The following is a 16,642-nucleotide window of genomic DNA, read 5'->3' on the forward strand; positions in this document are numbered from 1 at the left end:
CACCCCGCGTCACCGGGCCACCTCCGGACGTACCCGCTCGCCGTGCGCGAGCAGATGGACCGCCACCTTCGGCGCCAGCCGCGCCGCGTGCCGTACGAACTCGTCGCCCGGCGCGTGGAACTCGTGCGGCCTGATCCCGTCGAGGCCGATCGGCCAGTACGTGCCGTAGTGCACCGGGACCGCCGCCGCGGGCGACAGCGCGGCGAGCGCCTCGGCCGCCCGGCCCGCGTCGAGATGGCCGTGTCCCAGGTAGGGTCCCCAGCCGCCGACCGGCAGCAGCGCCACGTCCACCGGGCCCACCGCCTCCGCCATCCCGTCGAAGAGGCCGGTGTCCCCGGCGAAGTACGTCCGTGCCTCGCCCTCGACGACGTACCCGAGCGCGGGGGCGCGGTGCGGCCCCACCGGCAGCCGCCTGCCGTCGTGGAGCGCCGGCACGGCCCGTACGGTCACGCCCTCGACCGTCACCGTGTCGCCCGGCTCCACCTCGGTGAGCCGCAGCCCGTTCCCGTCGAGCCTGCGCAGCCCCGGTACGGCGGCGGGGGCGCCGCGCGGCACGACGAGCAGGGTCCCGGGCGCGAGCCGGGCCAGCGACGGCAGGTGCAGATGGTCGGAGTGCAGATGCGAGACGAGGACGGCCTCGGCGACCGCGGCCTCGGGCGGCGGCAGGGCGCCGCGCCGCCGCCGCAGGTGTGCGAGCCGCCGTGCGAACAGCGGATCGGTGAGGAAGCGGACCCCGGAGTCCTCGACCGTGCAGGTCGCGTGACCCCACCAGGTGACCTCCACCGGCATGCCGCCTTCCGTCGTCCCGGGTTCCGGCCGTCGTTCACCGCCGTTCACGATGTCCGCGCCCGTACCCTCACTCCGTATCGAGGGTAAATGTCCGGAGCGGGCGCCGGAGTGTGTTCGGCCGTGCCGTCCCGCAGTAGGGTCGGCCCATGGACGACGTTCGGGTGGCGGCGATCGCCAGCCTCACCCCGCTCGAAGAGCTGGACAGCGACCCCTTCCTCGTGGACACGCGCCGCCAGCACGCTCTGTGTGCGCGCTGGGCCGACGACAAGGGGTACGTGGTCGCCCGCCAGCTGCTGTTCTACGGGATCCGGCCCGATCACGAGGCCCTGTGGGCGGACGTGGAGGCGGGCGCGGTCGACCTGTTCGTCGCCGCCAACGAGCGGGTCCTCGCCCGCGCGTTGACCTCCGTGCCCGGGTTCCGCGCGGAGTGCGCGCGGCGCGGGGTGCGGGTGGAGACCGCCTGTTCCGACGAGCCGGCGTGTGAGCCGGAGTACGACGCGGCGGCCAAGGCGGGGGTCCACCGGCGGCTCTCGATGCCGACGGCCGGCTACGACGGCTGCTGACGACGCCTCGTCACGCACAGCGAGCCGACGCAGCGAACCCGACACAGCGACCCGACGCCCGCACGGCCGACGCCCGCCCGCCCGCACGTACGACCCCACGTACGACTTCTCGTACGTCTTCACGCGCGACCGCGCGTACGTCGTCACGCGGGACCTGACGTACGTCGGCACGTACGACCTGACACACCCGGGCCGATCACCCTCACCCGTTCTTCCCGCCGGTCGTGGGCGTTGTGCCACGCTTGAGGCAGGAAACGGGCGAAAGGTGTAGCGGGCGTGGGTGACGGGCGATGGGGTGGCGCCGACCGCTGGCGGTCCGCGGGCAGCGCGCTGGGGCGGGTGACCGTGGTGTGGGCGGTGTCGACGCTCACGATGCTGATCCTCGCCGGGCTGCTCCCCGACTTCGAACTGCAGTCCCCCGGCGGCGACAGCTTCACGAGGACGGCGCTCACCGCCGCCGCGGCGGCCGGCGCGTTCGGTCTGCTCGGCGCGCTCGTGTGGCCGGTGATCGTGCGGGCCCTGCTCCTCGTCCCCGCGCTCGTGCTCGGTCTGCTCGTGTTCTTCCTCAACGGTTCACTGCTGCTCGTCGCGCTCTGGCTGATCCCCGACGGACGCGGCGCCGCCAACCCCGAGACCGCCGTCGTGGTCGCCGCCGTCATGTCCGCCGTCGCCTCCGCCACCTCCACCGCGCTCGCCGTCCGCGACGACGACGCCTACCGGCGCCGGCTGTACCGGCTCACCGGCCGCACCCGGCCCCGCGCGTCGGACGATGCGCCCGAGCAGGTCCCCGGGACGGTCTTCCTCCAGCTCGACGGCGTCGGCCACCACGTCCTGCGCGGGGCCGTCGCCGACGGGCTCATGCCGACCGTGGCGTCCTGGATCGACGCGGGCCACCGGCTCACCCCGTGGCGCACCGACTGGTCCAGCCAGACCGGCGCGAGCCAGCTCGGCATCCTGCACGGCTCCAACGAGGACGTGCCCGCCTTCCGCTGGTACGAGAAGGACACCGGCCGGCTCATGGTGTCGAACCGCCCGGCCAGTGCGGTGGAGCTCCAGCGCCGGGCCGTGCGCCGCACCGGGGACGGCGGTCTGCTCACCGTCGACGGCGCCTCGCGCGGCAACCTGTTCAGCGGCGGCGCCGACCAGCTCGCGCTCGTCCTGTCGATGGCCGCCCGGCGCGGCCCGCGCAACCGCTCGCGCGCCGGCTACTTCGCGTACTTCTCCGACCCGGCCAACGCCGTCCGTACCGCCGGATCGCTGGTCGCCGAATGCGGCCGTGAGGTGTTTCAGTCGACCCGGGCGCTGCTGCGCCGCGAGAGCCCGCGGGTCTCGCGCGGCGGCACGTACCCCTTCGTGCGCGCCTTCGCGACGGTCGTGGAGCGGGACGTCGTCGTCTCGGCGGTGATGGGGGACATGCTCGGCGGGCGGACCGCCGTCTACGCGGACCTCGTGGCCTACGACGAGGTGGCCCACCACTCGGGCCCGCACGGCCGGGACACCGACCAGGTCCTGCGCCGTCTCGACCGCTCGATCGCGCTGATCGCCACCGTCGCCGAGCACGCCCCGCGCCCCTACCGGATCGTGCTGCTCTCGGACCACGGACAGAGTCCCGGCGAGACCTTCGAGGGCGCGTACGGGCTGACGCTCAAGGACCTGGTCAGGGCCGGGTGCGGGCTTCCGGTGCCGCGCCGGGTGCGCAGGGCCCGGAGGGGGTACCCGCGGACGGAGTCCGGGGGAGGTTCGGAGGCGCGGGACGCGGCCAGGGACGCGCTGCGCCTCGCGCTGCACCGGCCGGTGGACGAGAGCGGCGAGACCGCGAGGGAGCTGCCCTCCCGGCCCTCCGAGCCGCTCGTCCTCGCCTCCGGGAACCTCGGCCTCATCTCGTTCCCCGACGTGCCGCACCGGATGACCCGGGAGGAGATCGACCGGCGCCACCCGGCCCTGCTCCGTACCCTCGCCCACCATCCGGGTGTCGGCTTCGTCCTGGTGGCGAGTGCCGAGCACGGCTCGGTGGTGCTCGCCCGCGACGGGGTGGAGGTGCCGGTCGCCGACCTCGACGACGGGGGGCCGCTCGCCGTCTTCGGCCGGGGCGCGGCGCGGGCGGTTCGGCGCACGGACGGCTTCCCGCACGTCGCGGACATCATGGTCAACTCGATGTACGACCCGGCGACGGGCACCGTGCACGCCTTCGAGGAGCAGATCGGCTCGCACGGCGGCCTCGGCGGCGAGCAGTCGTACCCGTTCCTCCTCTCGCCGCCGGAGCTGTCGCCGCCGGTCGGTGCGGGGGAGGAGCTGGTCGGTGCGGAGCAGGTGCACCGGGTGCTGCGGCGCTGGCTGCGGGAGTGCTCGGGTCCGCAGGTCCCGCTGGAGATTTCGCCGTCCACGGACGGATCGGAATCACTTCTTCCGGTTGACTGGCCGGTCACGCAGGACAAAAAACGCTGATTTGGACGCCTGTTCGCCGTTACCGGACGATGACCCGGAATGTACGACGGAAGGCGCACCACCGCATGAGCACGGCCACCACAACTCCACAGAGCGACACCGAAGACCCAGGGACCACCGACGCCTCCGGAACCCCCGGAGCCACCGAGAGCGAGGGCAAGCACTCCCGCCGCTTCGGGCTCCCCATCGCGACCGCCCTGGTCATGGGCAACATCATCGGCGGCGGAATCTTCCTGCTGCCTGCCTCCGTCGCCCCCTACGGCACCATCAGCCTCGTCGCCTTCGGCGTCCTCACCCTCGGCGCGATCGCCCTCGCCCTCGTCTTCGGCCGCCTCGCCCACCGCCACCCCACGACCGGCGGACCGTACGTCTACGTCCGCGCGGCCTTCGGGGACTTCGCCGGATTCCTGACGGCCTGGTCGTACTGGATCACCGCCTGGGTCTCCAACGCCGCCCTGGCCGTCGCCGCCGTCGGCTACCTCGACGTGCTGATCCCGCTCCACGGGTCGAAGCCCGCCACCATCGCCGCCGCGCTCCTCGTCCAGTGGCTCCCGGCCCTCGCGAACCTCGCCGGCACCCGCTACGTCGGCGCCGTGCAGATCGTCGCGACCGTGCTCAAGTTCGTCCCGCTGCTGCTCGTCGCCGTCGGCGGACTCCTCTTCTTCGACAGCGCCGACCTCGGGCCCTTCCGGGCCGGTGACGAGAGCGCGCTCGGAGCCGTCTCCGCCTCCGCCGCGATCCTGCTCTTCAGCTACCTCGGCGTCGAGTCGGCCGCCGTCAGCGCCGGTGAGGTCCGCGACCCGCGCCGCAACGTCGGCCGCGCCACCGTCCTCGGCACCCTGGCCGCCGCCTTCCTCTACCTGCTCACCACCCTGTCCGTCTTCGGTACCGTCCCGCACGAGCGGCTCGTCGCCTCCAACGCCCCGTTCACGGACGCCGTCAACCTCATGTTCGGCGGCTCCTGGGGCGGCACGGCCGTCGCCTGCATGGCCCTCGTCTCCATGCTCGGCGCCCTCAACGGCTGGACCCTGCTGAGCGCCCAGACGCCCTACGCGGCGGCCCGCGACGGACTCTTCCCGAAGGTCTTCGCCAGGAAGCGGCGCGGGGTCCCCACCGCCGGTGTCCTCGTGACCGTCGTCCTCGCCTCGCTCCTCACCGTCTACAACTACACGGCGGGCACCGCGGGCGTCTTCGAGACCCTCGTCCTCGTCACGACCTTCACCGCCACCGTGCCCTATCTGCTCTCCTCCGCCGCGCAGTTCTTCTTCCTCCTCTCCGGACACTCCGACCGCGTCCACCGCCCCCGGCTGATCCGCGACACCGTCCTCACCCTCGTCGCCTTCGGCTTCTCCCTCTGGCTGGTCGCGGGCTCCGGCCACGCGGCCGTCTACCAGGGCGTGCTGTTCCTCTTCGTGGGCGTGCTCGTGTACGCGGGGATGTCGGCCCGAGGCCGCCGCGCGGCCATGGGGGAGGGGGCGCCCCGGTCGTGACCGGCGTGATCGCCGCCCGTGCGGTGAACCGGTGAATCACGGTCCCCACCCGTAGGCCGCTCGGGCGGATCTCGGGCCGGACACGCGTGTCGGGACCCCGGCGGGGCAGTACGGATCTCCGTGAGCCCCGCGCCCGAGCCGACCACCGCGCCGCCCGCCATCCCGGCGGGCAGCCCGGCGCGCGCGAGGCCCGGGTGCGGAGGCCGTTGCCCGGCCCCCGGCCGGCGCCTCTGGGTCGTGCTGCTCCTCGTCCTTGCCGCGCTGTTCACCACCGGGGCGGGCACGCTCACCGGCGGGGCCGAACTCCGGCCCGCCGCCTCCCCGGCGTCCGACCCGAGCGGCGAGACCCACGACCCGGCCGGCACCGAGGCAGGACTCCCCGGCCGCTCCCGCCGGCAGCGGACGGGTATCCGCCCGTTCCGGCGCCCGCGCCGCCTCCCGTACGGCGCCCGATACCGGCGCCGCAACCCGGCCGACGCCCCCCTTCCCGCCCCGCGCAGCGATGCGCTCCGGTGCGTGGTGATGCGCTGCTGAGAGGCCCACGCCTCTCCGCCGTCCCGCCCGACATCACCCCCGCACCACGAGGAGCTTCGCCATGCCCGTCGACCCGTTCGCCGTTCTCCAGGCCCTGCTGCGCGCCGAGGCCTCCCGGGCCCAGCGCTCCGACCGCCGGGCGCCCGAGCCCGGCGCCCCGGCGGCCGAGACCGCCCCGGACCCGGCACCCGAGCCGCCCGCGTACCGGGACGAACCCCTCCGCTGACCCCCCGTCACGCCCCGACGCGGGCCACGGCGAAATCCGATTGCGGACCGGCGTCCGGGCGTACGAGGGTGTTCCGATGACCTCGACCGACCGGAACACCGGCACCGATCGGTCCGCCGGACCCGCGTCCGGCGAAGGAGCGACGCCCGGCACCGAGGCCACCGCCGGCGCCCCTCCTCGTCCGCCCCTCCCGCGCCGCGCCGCCGACCGGCTCCTCGCCTTCGCACGGCGCCCGTACTGGGACCGCCCGGACCCCTCGTACCGCATCCGCCGCTGGCCCGACCTCACCGCCCTCTGCTTCGCCACGGTCTTCTTCTGGTCGAGCCTGACCCCGTCCCTGGTGCCCCGCCCCTGGTACCTCCAGGGCCTCGTCGGCGGGATCACCGCCGCCATCGGATACGCCCTCGGCTCCGGGCTCGCCTGGCTCTCCCGGGCGCTCGGGGGTGTCCTGTCGAGCAGGCCGGGCCCGCGACTCCCGGCGTCACCCCTCGCCGCGTGGCGGCCGCCCGCCCGGTTCCGTACCCGCTGCTGGCAGGCGTACTGGCTGCTCAGCCCGGTCCTCGCCGTCTGGTTCATCTCCGAGAGCGCCCGGATGCAGCGTCAGCTCCGGGTCCTCCAGGGGCTCCCGCCCGCCCTCACCTGGCACACGCCGATGATCGCCCTCATCGCCCTCGGTCTGCTGCTCGCCGCTCTTCTCCTCGCCCGCGCCGTCCGCCTCGGCTCGGTCACGCTGATACGACAGCTCGGCCGGCTCCTGCCCCGGCCCGTCGCCTTCGCCGTCGGCGCGGTCGTCTCCGCCCTCCTCGTCCTCGTCGGCGTCCGCGACATCGTCTTCGACCGAGGAGTCGTCGACATCGCCGACCGCATCGCCGAAGCCACCAACGGCGGGACCAAGGACGGCATCCGGCGCCCCGCCTCCCGGCTCGTCTCCGGCGGACCCGGTTCCCTCATCCCCTGGGAGAACCTCGGTTACCAGGGCCGCAACTTCGCCGGCTCCACCCCCACCCGCGGAACCCTCACCGCCTGGACCGGCCGGCCCGCCCGCGACCCCGTCCGTGTCTACATACCGTCCGCGCTGCCCGCCGCCTTCCAGGACGACAGCCCCTTCGCCGCCCAGGCCAGGCTCGCCGTCCGTGAACTCGAACGCACCGGCGCCTTCGAACGCGCCGTGCTCGCCGTCGCCGGCACCACCGGCACCGGCTGGGTCGACCCGAACGTCGCCGAGGCCCTGGAGTACATGTACGAGGGGGACACCGCGATCGTCGCCGTCCAGTACTCGTACCTCCCCAGCTGGGTCTCCTTCCTCGTCGACAAGGAGAAGGCGGGCCAGGCCACCCGGGCCCTCCTCGACGCCGTCCGCGCCCGGCTCGACAGCCTTCCCGCCGGCCACCGGCCCCAGCTCGTCGTCACCGGCGAGAGCCTCGGCGCCTACGCCGTCGAGGCCTCCTTCGACAGCGCCGACGAGCTCCTCGCCTCCACCGACGGAGCCCTCCTGCTGGGCGCCCCGAACTTCTCCCCGATCTCCCGCGAGATCCGTCGCGACCGCGACCCGGGCAGCCCCGTCTGGCGCCCCCAGTACCGGGGCGGCGCCCACATCCGCTTCGCCCAGTTCCCCGAGACCGACCTCGCCCGCCCGGCCGCCGCATGGGAATCCCCGCGCGTGGTCTACCTGCAGAACGCCTCCGACCCCGTCGTCTGGTGGTCGCCCGACCTGCTCCTCGACAAACCCGCCTGGCTGGACGAACCCCTCGGTCCCGACATCACCCCCGAGATCACCTGGTTCCCCTTCGTCGCCTTCTGGCAGACCTCGGTCGACATGGCCGTCTCGTACGGGGTCGACGCTCCGCACGGCCACCGCTACGGCGCCGGAGCCGTCGACGGCTGGGCGGCCGTCCTCCCACCGCCCGGCTGGACGACCGCCGACACCACCAGGCTGCGCGCCTTCATCGGCCACCGGGCGGCGGCGTACTGAGACGGAGAAGGAGGCGGGGTCGGGGTCGCCCTCCGCTCCCTCACGCCGCCTCCACGGCCTCGAACGGCCGCGCCGCCCGGCGCCGCCCGTGCAGCCACACCAGGGCCGCGGCGACCGTGGCGAGGGACACGAGCGCCACCAGGGCCGGGACGAGACCGACGAGCGGGCCCGCCGCCAGGCAGCACACCCCGCCCAGGGCGAGGGCGGTCGGCCGCCGGCCCGTGGTGCGCAGCACGATCGCGGCGGCGCCCAGCAGATACACACCGACGCCCCCGGTCAACGACCAGGCGACAACCCCGTGGAGGGGCTCGGCGAGGCCGTAGTGCCCGGTGTCGGCGACCTGTTGGAGGACCTTCTTCATGCCGAGCGCGCAGAGCACGACGCCCGCGACCAGCGGCAGGTGCAGGAAGGTGTACACGTCCCGCGCGAACCGGGTGCGGTCGTCGCCGTCCAGACCGGCGAGCCGATGCTCGGCCGCCTCCCCGAGCTGCCGGAAGTACAGCCGCCACAACCCGGCCGAGAGCAGGAGCCCGGCCGCCGAGGCGCCGAGCACGGCGAAGGTGAGCGGAAGGCCGGAGACGCCGACGCCCATCGCGACGATGGACTCGCCGAGCGCGATGATCACGATCAGGCCGTGCCGCTCGGAGAAGTGCCCGGGGGAGTTGACCCGCCAGCCGGTGGCGCCGGTGACGAAGATGCCGAGATAGTCGACGGCCACCGCCCCCAGCCACAAAAGGAGTTGGACCCGGCCGCTGTAGGAGCTGCCGATCAGGAGCAGCACCAGCGGCGGGACCACGGACGTCAGAGCCGTACGGCGCAGGGTGGCGCGCAGCACGGGATCACCGGGACTGGAGATCCAGTACGAGACCAGGTGCAGGACGCGCACCGCGCCGTAGCAGAGCACGAACACCAGCGGCACCGGCAGCCCGCCCGGCGGGTCCGTGAACACGTCCGGGACGGCGAGCGACACGATCAGGACGACGGCCATGACCGTGACGAGGACCCCGAACAGGGCGCCGGAGTCGGCCCGTACGACATTCCCCAGCCAGGCGAAGCAGCACCAGCACCACCACAACAGCGCGAGCACGACCATCGCGCCGACCACCCGCACCGGCGAGGGCGCGGTCGCCATCAGGGCGGTGACCTGCGTGATCGCGTACACGAACACCAGGTCGAAGAAGAGCTCCGCGGGCGTCACCGCGTGATCGTCCCCGGTGGCCACCATGCGGGCCCGTTCCCTGTTCCACGCCATGTGTCTCTCCCCCTCCGGGGGAGACCGCTCCCGGCCACCCCGGCGCGAACAATACTCACGCCCGGCGCCCGGCGACACGCGGTTCCCCGACCGGCCGAACGACCCCCGCGCACCGCCCCGCCGGCGCCCGCCGGCGACCGGGGCGGGCCCGCATGACCTCCCAGGTAATCGACCCCCGCCGATCCGCCCGGCATGCTCGTGGACACCGGAACCCGGGCGGCGCACTCCGCTCGGGCTCCGGACCCACCACCAGCACGAACGTCCCCCATGGAGGGTGATCCGCCATGTCCCATGCCCTGCTCGCCGGTCTCGCCCGCACCACCCGTCCGCAGTCCGCGGTGCGCCGCTTCCTCGCCCTCGACGCCGTCGTCACCGGGGCGAACGGGATCGCCTACGCCGTCGCCTCCGGGCCGCTCGGGGAGTTCCTCGGCGTCGACGCGGGCCTCCTGCTCGAACTGGGCGTCCTGCTCGCCGTGTACGCCGCCGGCGTCGCCTGGCTCGCGAGCCGCCCGCAGCCCCCGGCATTCGGGGTGAGGCTCGTCGTCGACATCAACGCGGTCTGGGCCGTCCTCAGCATCGTCGCCCTCGTCGCCTGGCTGGAGCCGACCACCGCCGGCCTCGTGTGGACGCCCCTGCAGGCGGCCACCGTCGGCGGCTTCGCCCTCGCGCAGTGGGCGGCGCTGCGGGCCGTCGCCGCTAGCCGCTGAAGGGCGGCAGGGACTGGAGGTATGCGACCGTCGCCGGGTCGGCCGGGAGGAACGTCTCGATGGCCAGCTCGGCGACCGTCACGTCCAGCGGGGTGTTGAACGTCGAGATCGACGACACGAACGACAGCACCCGCCCGTCGTGCTCGATCCGCAGCGGCAGCGCGAAGTACGGGTACACGTCCTCAGGACCCGGGGCGCCCGCCCCGTCCCCGTCGTCCGCGCCCGGAGGCGGCGGATACGCCGTCACCTCCGTGTACAGCGCCCGCAGCGACTCCGAACGGGCCAGCCCGATCTGACGCTCCATCTGGTGCAGCAGATGCCCGCGCCACTCCGGCAGGTTCCGGATCCGGGGCGCGAGTCCCTCCGGGTGCAGGGTGATCCGCATCGCGTTCAGCGGCGGCGTCAGCAGATGCTCCGGCAGCCCGTCCAGCAGCAGCCCGATGCCCCGGTTCGCCGCCACCACCGTGTACGAGCCGTCCACCACGAGCGCCGGGTACGGCTCGTAACCCCGCAGCAGCTGCTCGATGCCCGCCCGCAGCGTCTCCAGGCGCGGGGCGTCGAGCGGCGACTCCGCGTACCGGGGCGCGTACCCGGCGGCCAGCAGCAGCGCGTTCCGCTCGCGGACCGGCACCTCCAGGTGCTCGGCCAGCCTCAGGACCATCTCCTCGCTCGGCCGGGAGCGGCCCGTCTCCACGAACGAGATGTGCCGCGCCGAGGAGTCCGCACGCAGCGCCAGCTCCAGCTGGCTCAGCCGTCGCTGCTCACGCCAACCGCGCAGCAGCGGCCCCACTCCCGTGTCGCTCACGACCGTTGTCATGGCCAGACGGTATCCCAGAGGGGGACCCGGGTAGTTTCCCCCGGGGACCTCTGTCCGTCACCCGCGCCACCCGACCGGAGGGAGCACCGCCGTGCCCACACAGCCGCTGTCGCAGAAGGAGATCGAGGACCGACTGCGGGAGCTCCCCGGCTGGTCCGTCGAGGAGGACCGGCTCACCCGCGAGTACCGGCTCGGCGACCACTTCGCGGCGACCGCGTTCGTCGTCCACGTGGCCAGGATCCAGCAGGAGCTCGACCACCACTCGGATCTGACCCTCGGCTACAACACCGTCGCCCTGTCCATGAACACCCACTCCGCCGGCGGCGCCGTCACCGAGAAGGACTTCGGGCTCGCCGAGCGGGTGGAGGGGATCGCCCCGGGCCACGGCGCCGCCTGACATACCGTCACCCGTCCCCGCCCTTCGTATGGTCACCCGTCCCCGCCCTTCGTACGGTCACCCGCCTCCCGCTTCGTACGGTCACGCCTCTCGTACGATCGTCGGCATGGCGGAGACCCTGCTCGACTACGAGACCGAAGCGGCGCACTACGACCGGACACGGGGCGGGGCGCCCCGGGCCGACGCCGCGGCCGAGGCCGTCCTGAGCCTCGTGCCGCCCGGCGCAAGCACCCTGCTCGACCTGGCCTGCGGCACCGGCCTCGTCACCGAACGGCTCACCCGGCCGGGACTGCGCGTCTACGGGGCGGACGCCGCGCACGCCATGCTGCGGGTCGCCGACGGACGCGTACCCGGCCGAGTCGTCCGCGCCGACGCCCGGCGACTGCCGCTTCCCGACGCCTCCCTGGACGCGGTCAGCGCCGTCTGGCTGCTGCACCTCGTCCCCTTCGCGGCGGAGATCGTCGCCGAGGCCGCTCGTGTCCTGCGCCCCGGCGGCGTCCTGATCGCCACCGTCGACAAGGACGCGGCCCATGACGTCGGCAGCGACATCGACGCGATCCTCCGCCCGCACCGCTCCGCCGGGGCGGCCTCCGACCGGGCCGACCTCATCACCCGGTACGCCGCCGACCACGGCCTCGCACCCGCCCCCGGCACCCACTTCACGGGACACGGCCAGGGCAGAACCCCGCGCGACACCGTACGGAAGCTGCGCGCCGGGTACTTCGCCTCCTGGTTCTCCGGTGACGCGGCGGCCGTCGAGGCGCTCGCCACCGCCCTCGCCGCCCTCCCGGACCAGGACCGCCCCCGTGCGGATCCCCGGTACCGGCTCGCCCGCCTCGTCCGGCAGGACTGAGCCGGCACCCGGCCGCCTCGGGCTCAGGCCCCCTCGCCGTCCCAGGTCGCGTCCGCGAACGCGCCGAAGGAGCGCGGCTCGCGGCCCAGGACCCGCTTCACCCCGTCCGTCACCGAGGCGTTGTGGCCGTCGAGGAGCGTCGCGAACAGGGCCGCGAGCCATTCGGCCTCCGGGGCCGGAAGCCCGAACTCGGTCAGCATCCCGGCGTACTCGGACCGGGACGCGGGCCGGTAGGCCACCGGACGCCCCGAGGCCCGCGAGATCTCCGCCGCCACCTCCGCGAAGCCGATCGGACGGGGCCCCGTCAGCTCGTGCACCCGGCCCGCGTGACCGTCCGTCGTCAGGGTCTCGACGACCACGTCCGCGAGGTCGTCCACGTCGATGAACGGCTCCGCCGTGTCACCCGCCGGGAAGACGACCACGCCCTCCGCGACCCCCTCCGCGAGCAGCCCCTCGGAGAAGTTCTGCGCGAAGAACGAGGCCCGTACGACGGTCAGTTCCACCCCGACCGCCGCCGCGCGCAGCGCCTCCTCCGCCACGACCGCCTCCGGCTCCCCGCGCCCCGACAGCACCGTCAGCCGGCGCACGCCGTGCTCCGCGGCCAGCCGGCCGAAGGTCTCCATCGCCTCGACCCCGCCCGGCGCGGCGAGATCCGGGTAGTAGGCCACGTACGCGGCGTCCGCGCCCCGCAACGCCGGGCCCCAGGTCTCCGGGGCCTCCCAGTCGAAGGGCGTCGAGCCGGAACGGGACCCGGCGCGGACGGTCGCCCCACGCGCCGTGAGCCGCTCGGCCACGCGGCGCCCGGTCTTGCCGGTGGCGCTCGTCACCAGGACGGTCGGGCTGTGCCCGCTCGCGCCCCGCTCGTTCGAGTTCTGCTCGTTCCGCGTGTCGTTCGTCTGCTTCGTCATGGGTCAAGACTCCCGCCCACGGCGCCCGCCGCCCATGCTCTCCCGTCTCACACCCCTATGTCTCCGTCTCACCGGCCCGCCTACCCTGTTGACCCATGGACGCACTCGCCGGACTCCTCGACGGCCCCCGCGCCAGGGGCGCCTTCCTGCTCCGCATGGTCATGGAGCCGCCGTGGTCGGTGCGCATCGAGGACGCCGCACCGATCTGCGTGATGTGCGTGACGGAGGGCGAGGCCTGGGTCGTTCCCGACACCGGCGCGCCCGTGGTACTGCGACCCGGGGACATCGCCATCGTCCGGGGCCCGCGGCCGTACACCGTCGCCCACACCCCCGACGCCCCGCCCAGCGCCGTGATCGGGCCCGACGGCGTCTGCACCACCCTCAGCGGGGAGCCGCTCGCGGACCGCATGCGGCTCGGCGTCCGTACCTGGGGCAACGCGCCCGAAGGAGGCACCACGGTCCTCGTCGGCACGTACCGGATGGACGGCGAGGTCGGCCGCCGGCTGCTCGACGCCCTGCCGGAGCTGCTCCACCTGCCCGCCGACGCGTGGAACTGCCCCCTCATGCCCTTCCTCGGCGAGGAGATCGCCCGCGACGAACCCGGCCAGACCGTCGTCCTCGACCGGGTCCTCGACCTGCTGCTCATCTCCGGTGTCCGCGCCTGGTTCTCCCGGCCGGGCGCCGAGGCCCCCGCCTGGTACCGGGCCATGGGCGACCCGGTCGTCGGCCGCGCCCTGCGACTGCTCCAGGACGACCCCGCCCACCCCTGGACCGTCGCCTCGCTCGCCGCGAAGGCGGGCGTGTCCCGGGCCGCGCTCGCCCGCCGGTTCACCGAACTCGTCGGTGAGCCCCCGATGGCGTACCTCACCGGCTGGCGGCTCGCGCTCGCCGCGGATCTGCTGCGCGAGAGCGACGCCACCGTCGAGTCCGTCGCCCGGCAGGTCGGCTACAGCGGCGCCTTCGCCCTGAGCGCCGCGTTCAAGCGGGTCAGGGGCGTCAGCCCGCAGGAGCACCGAGCCGGGACATGACGCGCGCAGCGGCATGACGCGCGCCGGGTCACGACGGGCCGGGGCCCGAGCCGTCGAGTATGACGATACGAGCAACACGGGATCGATTTTCTTGCCGGAACGGCAACACTTCTCGCGCTCGCGGCCGACTCGACGCACGCTGGACCCATGAGCCAGCACACCGCAACGCACCACGGCCACTCGCACGGCGACGGGCACGGTCACCAGCACACTCCCGGTACCCCGCAGACCGGCGGGCACAAGCACAGCCATGGTTCCCACCACGACGGAGCCCCTCTCGACTGGAACGAGATCGCCGGGCTCCTGGAACGGCAGGCGGAGATCGAGAGCCCCGCCTACGCGGACGCCGCCGCCTGGCTCGGCACGCTCGCCCCCGTGCAGGGCGTCCGCCGGGTCCTCGACATCGGCAGCGGCCCCGGTGTCATCACCGGCGTCCTCGCCGAGGCGTTCCCGTCGGCCGGGGCGGTCGCCGTCGACGGCAGCCCCGAGCTCCTCGTCCGCGCCCGTGAACGCGCCGTGGAACGCGGCTTCGGATCCCGGATCTCCACGCTCCACGCCGAACTCCCCGAAGGCATCGCCGAGCTGGGGAAGGCCGACGTGATCTGGGCGGGCAACTCCCTGCACCACATCGGCGACCAGCGGGCCGCGCTCGTCGAGTTCGCGGGCCTGCTGAACCCCGGCGGCCTGATGGTCCTCGTCGAGGGCGGGCTGCCCAGCCGGCACCTGCCCTGGCACGTCGGCTTCGGCCGGCCGGGCCTGGAGGCGCGCCTCGACGCCGCCAACGCCGACCGGTTCGCCCAGATGCGCGCCGAGACCCCCGGGCACAAGGACGAGCCGGACGACTGGCGGACCCTGCTCGCCGACGCGGGCCTCACCCCCGCCGGTACCCGCACCTTCCTCACCGACGTTCCCGCGCCGGTGTCCCCGGTCGTACGGGAGCTGGCCCTCACCCACTTCGGCCGGGTCCGTGACAGCTTCGACGGCCGGCTCGACGCGGACGACCGCGCGATGCTCGACCGGCTCCTCGACCCGGCCGACGAGCTGTCCCTCCACCACCGCACGGACCTGTTCTACCTCGCGGCCCGCACGGTCCACACCGCTCGCAAGGGCTGAGGACCGCCGCCGCCGGCCGTACCCCGGCGGGTCAGGACACCGGTTCCAACCGCCACCACTGGAACGGGGAGTCGGTGTCCTCCCACTGCCGTACGTCGCCGCCGTCCTCCTCCGAGTCGTCGGCGACCTCCAGGAACAGCCCGCTGATGAAGCTCACCAGGGCGACCGTGCCGGGCGACTGGAGGTCCTGCTCGATGATCCACTCCTGTGCCCCGAAGTTGTTCGCCTTCCACTGCTGGATGGTGGCGCCGTTCTCCGTGGACGCGTTGGCGACGTCGAGCCGCTTGCCGCCGGCCGCGTTGACCAGGTGGTAGAGCCCGCCGCCGTTCGGCACGGAGGTGATGTGCCAGTGCTGGCCGGGCGTGCCGTTCTCGGTGCCCTGCTGCACACGGGCGCCGTTGCGGCTCGACCCCTCGTACACCTCGAGGAGCAGTCCGCTGGCCACGTTCCGCACCCGGTAGAGGCCCTCCTCGACGGGCACCGGAGAACCACCACTCACCGCATCGACTCCCTCGCTCGCGTTCGCTGCTGCACGGTCCGCCGTCGACTCTATGCCGGGGGTACGACAACGGCGCCGGGGTCCGGTGGACCTCGGCGCCGCCTTCATCACCCGACCGCTCGTGCGGGACCGGTGTCACGCGACCGCTGGTGCGCGACCGGTGTCACGCGACCCGTCAGGCGCGTCACACGATCCGTCAGGCACCGAACTCCGCCGGGTTGGGGCCCAGCCGGCGGTTCTCGTCGAGGGCGGCGATCGCCCGAAGGTCCTCGGCGTCCAGCTCGAAGCCGAAGACGTCGATGTTCTCCCGGATACGGGACGGGGTGACCGACTTCGGGATCACCACGTTCCCCAGCTGGAGGTGCCAGCGCAGCACGACCTGGGCCGGGGTCCGCCCGTGCTTGCGGCCGATCGCGACGATCGCCGGCACATCCAGGAGTCCCTTGCCCGAGCCGAGCGGCGACCATGCCTCGGTCGCGATCCCGTACCGGGCGTGCGCCTCGCGCGAGGCCTGCTGGGAGAGCTGCGGGTGGAGCTCGATCTGATTGACGGCGGGCACGACCGACGTCTCGCCGATCAGCCGCTCCAGGTGCTCGGGGAGGAAGTTCGAGACGCCGATCGCCTTGGCGCGCCCGTCCGCGTAGATCTTCTCGAACGCGCGGTAGGTGTCGACGTACGCGTCCTTCGAGGGGACCGGCCAGTGGATCAGGTACAGGTCGACGTAGTCGAGACCCAGCTTGTCGAGCGAGACGTCGAAGGCCTTCAGCGTCGCGTCGAAGCCCTGCTCGCTGTTCCACACCTTGGTGGTGACGAACAGGTCCTCGCGGGCGATCCCGGATGCGGCGACGGCACGGCCCGTGCCCTCCTCGTTGCCGTAGATCGCGGCGGTGTCGATCGAGCGGTAGCCGGCCTCCAGGGCGGTCGCCACCGCCGCCGCGGCCTCGTCGTCCGGCACCTGCCAGACACCGAAGCCCAGCTGCGGCATCCGCACGCCGTTGTTCAGGGTGACCGAGGGAACCTTGCTGTCCGTGCTCACGTGGAGTGGATCC

Annotated in this window: 17 protein-coding genes; 11 read left to right on the forward strand and 6 right to left on the reverse strand. The window is 73.8% G+C overall.

Annotated features, from left to right (window positions below):
* Positions 1 to 9: 9 nt before the first annotated feature.
* Positions 10 to 789 carry an MBL fold metallo-hydrolase gene (locus IF00_RS0120880; protein WP_030320192.1) on the reverse strand — a complete coding sequence of 260 codons (780 nt, stop codon included), beginning with the start codon at positions 787 to 789 and terminating at the stop codon, positions 10 to 12.
* A gap of 146 nt (positions 790 to 935) precedes the next feature.
* Here IF00_RS0120880 and IF00_RS0120885 point away from each other — a divergent pair, with 146 nt between their 5' ends.
* The 6 genes from IF00_RS0120885 (at position 936) to IF00_RS0120905 (ending at position 8,019) form a co-directional block, all read left to right on the forward strand.
* Positions 936 to 1,352, forward strand: a complete 417-nt coding sequence (locus tag IF00_RS0120885; RefSeq protein ID WP_030320193.1) for a recombinase family protein — start codon at positions 936 to 938, stop codon at positions 1,350 to 1,352.
* Between the two features lie 276 nt (positions 1,353 to 1,628).
* Positions 1,629 to 3,797, forward strand: coding sequence for a phage holin family protein (locus IF00_RS0120890; RefSeq protein WP_030320195.1), 2,169 nt, complete (start codon positions 1,629 to 1,631; stop codon positions 3,795 to 3,797).
* Positions 3,798 to 3,862: 65 nt separating this feature from the next.
* Positions 3,863 to 5,287 carry an amino acid permease gene (locus tag IF00_RS0120895; protein ID WP_030320197.1) on the forward strand — a complete coding sequence of 475 codons (1,425 nt, stop codon included), beginning with the start codon at positions 3,863 to 3,865 and terminating at the stop codon, positions 5,285 to 5,287.
* 120 nt (positions 5,288 to 5,407) lie between these two features.
* Complete coding sequence (locus IF00_RS0120900; protein ID WP_030320253.1) at positions 5,408 to 5,821, forward strand: hypothetical protein; 414 nt, start codon at positions 5,408 to 5,410, stop codon at positions 5,819 to 5,821.
* Positions 5,822 to 5,882: 61 nt separating this feature from the next.
* Complete coding sequence (locus IF00_RS46180; protein ID WP_167346872.1) at positions 5,883 to 6,047, forward strand: hypothetical protein; 165 nt, start codon at positions 5,883 to 5,885, stop codon at positions 6,045 to 6,047.
* Between the two features lie 76 nt (positions 6,048 to 6,123).
* A complete protein-coding gene (locus tag IF00_RS0120905; protein WP_078944793.1) occupies positions 6,124 to 8,019 on the forward strand; it encodes an alpha/beta hydrolase in 1,896 nt (631 codons plus the stop codon).
* Between the two features lie 40 nt (positions 8,020 to 8,059).
* Here IF00_RS0120905 and IF00_RS0120910 read toward each other — a convergent pair whose 3' ends face one another.
* Positions 8,060 to 9,271: a low temperature requirement protein A gene (locus tag IF00_RS0120910; protein WP_030320200.1), complete on the reverse strand. Its 1,212-nt coding sequence runs from the start codon at positions 9,269 to 9,271 to the stop codon at positions 8,060 to 8,062.
* Between the two features lie 284 nt (positions 9,272 to 9,555).
* Here IF00_RS0120910 and IF00_RS0120920 point away from each other — a divergent pair, with 284 nt between their 5' ends.
* Complete coding sequence (locus IF00_RS0120920; protein ID WP_030320202.1) at positions 9,556 to 9,978, forward strand: hypothetical protein; 423 nt, start codon at positions 9,556 to 9,558, stop codon at positions 9,976 to 9,978.
* Here IF00_RS0120920 and IF00_RS0120925 read toward each other — a convergent pair.
* A complete protein-coding gene (locus IF00_RS0120925; RefSeq protein ID WP_030320204.1) occupies positions 9,968 to 10,795 on the reverse strand; it encodes a helix-turn-helix domain-containing protein in 828 nt (275 codons plus the stop codon). The genes IF00_RS0120920 and IF00_RS0120925 overlap by 11 nt on opposite strands.
* 91 nt (positions 10,796 to 10,886) lie before the next feature.
* Between IF00_RS0120925 and IF00_RS0120930 the strand changes: the two genes are divergently transcribed.
* Both IF00_RS0120930 and IF00_RS0120935 read left to right on the forward strand, forming a co-directional pair.
* Positions 10,887 to 11,192, forward strand: coding sequence for a 4a-hydroxytetrahydrobiopterin dehydratase (locus tag IF00_RS0120930; protein ID WP_030320206.1), 306 nt, complete (start codon positions 10,887 to 10,889; stop codon positions 11,190 to 11,192).
* A 118-nt stretch (positions 11,193 to 11,310) separates the two neighbouring features.
* Positions 11,311 to 12,045 carry a class I SAM-dependent methyltransferase gene (locus tag IF00_RS0120935; RefSeq protein ID WP_030320207.1) on the forward strand — a complete coding sequence of 245 codons (735 nt, stop codon included), beginning with the start codon at positions 11,311 to 11,313 and terminating at the stop codon, positions 12,043 to 12,045.
* A 23-nt stretch (positions 12,046 to 12,068) separates the two neighbouring features.
* On the opposite strand, the gene IF00_RS0120940 is transcribed toward IF00_RS0120935, so the two are convergent.
* Positions 12,069 to 12,953, reverse strand: a complete 885-nt coding sequence (locus IF00_RS0120940) for a Rossmann-fold NAD(P)-binding domain-containing protein (RefSeq protein ID WP_030320209.1) — start codon at positions 12,951 to 12,953, stop codon at positions 12,069 to 12,071.
* A gap of 95 nt (positions 12,954 to 13,048) precedes the next feature.
* On the opposite strand from IF00_RS0120940, the gene IF00_RS0120945 reads away from it, so the two are divergent.
* Both IF00_RS0120945 and IF00_RS0120950 read left to right on the forward strand, forming a co-directional pair.
* Positions 13,049 to 13,981, forward strand: a complete 933-nt coding sequence (locus tag IF00_RS0120945; protein WP_030320210.1) for an AraC family transcriptional regulator — start codon at positions 13,049 to 13,051, stop codon at positions 13,979 to 13,981.
* Positions 13,982 to 14,128: 147 nt separating this feature from the next.
* Positions 14,129 to 15,094: a class I SAM-dependent methyltransferase gene (locus tag IF00_RS0120950; protein ID WP_030320212.1), complete on the forward strand. Its 966-nt coding sequence runs from the start codon at positions 14,129 to 14,131 to the stop codon at positions 15,092 to 15,094.
* 31 nt (positions 15,095 to 15,125) lie between these two features.
* Here IF00_RS0120950 and IF00_RS0120955 read toward each other — a convergent pair whose 3' ends face one another.
* Both IF00_RS0120955 and IF00_RS0120960 read right to left on the reverse strand, forming a co-directional pair.
* Positions 15,126 to 15,593 (reverse strand): RICIN domain-containing protein, encoded by a 468-nt coding sequence (locus IF00_RS0120955; RefSeq protein WP_030320214.1) that lies wholly within the window; start codon positions 15,591 to 15,593, stop codon positions 15,126 to 15,128.
* A 196-nt stretch (positions 15,594 to 15,789) separates the two neighbouring features.
* Positions 15,790 to 16,578 (reverse strand): aldo/keto reductase, encoded by a 789-nt coding sequence (locus IF00_RS0120960; RefSeq protein WP_167346873.1) that lies wholly within the window; start codon positions 16,576 to 16,578, stop codon positions 15,790 to 15,792.
* Between the last annotated feature and the right edge of the window lie 64 nt (positions 16,579 to 16,642).

This window comes from Streptomyces flavochromogenes, from assembly GCF_000717595.1.
In the GTDB taxonomy this organism is placed as follows: Bacteria; Actinomycetota; Actinomycetes; order Streptomycetales; family Streptomycetaceae; genus Streptomyces; species Streptomyces flavochromogenes.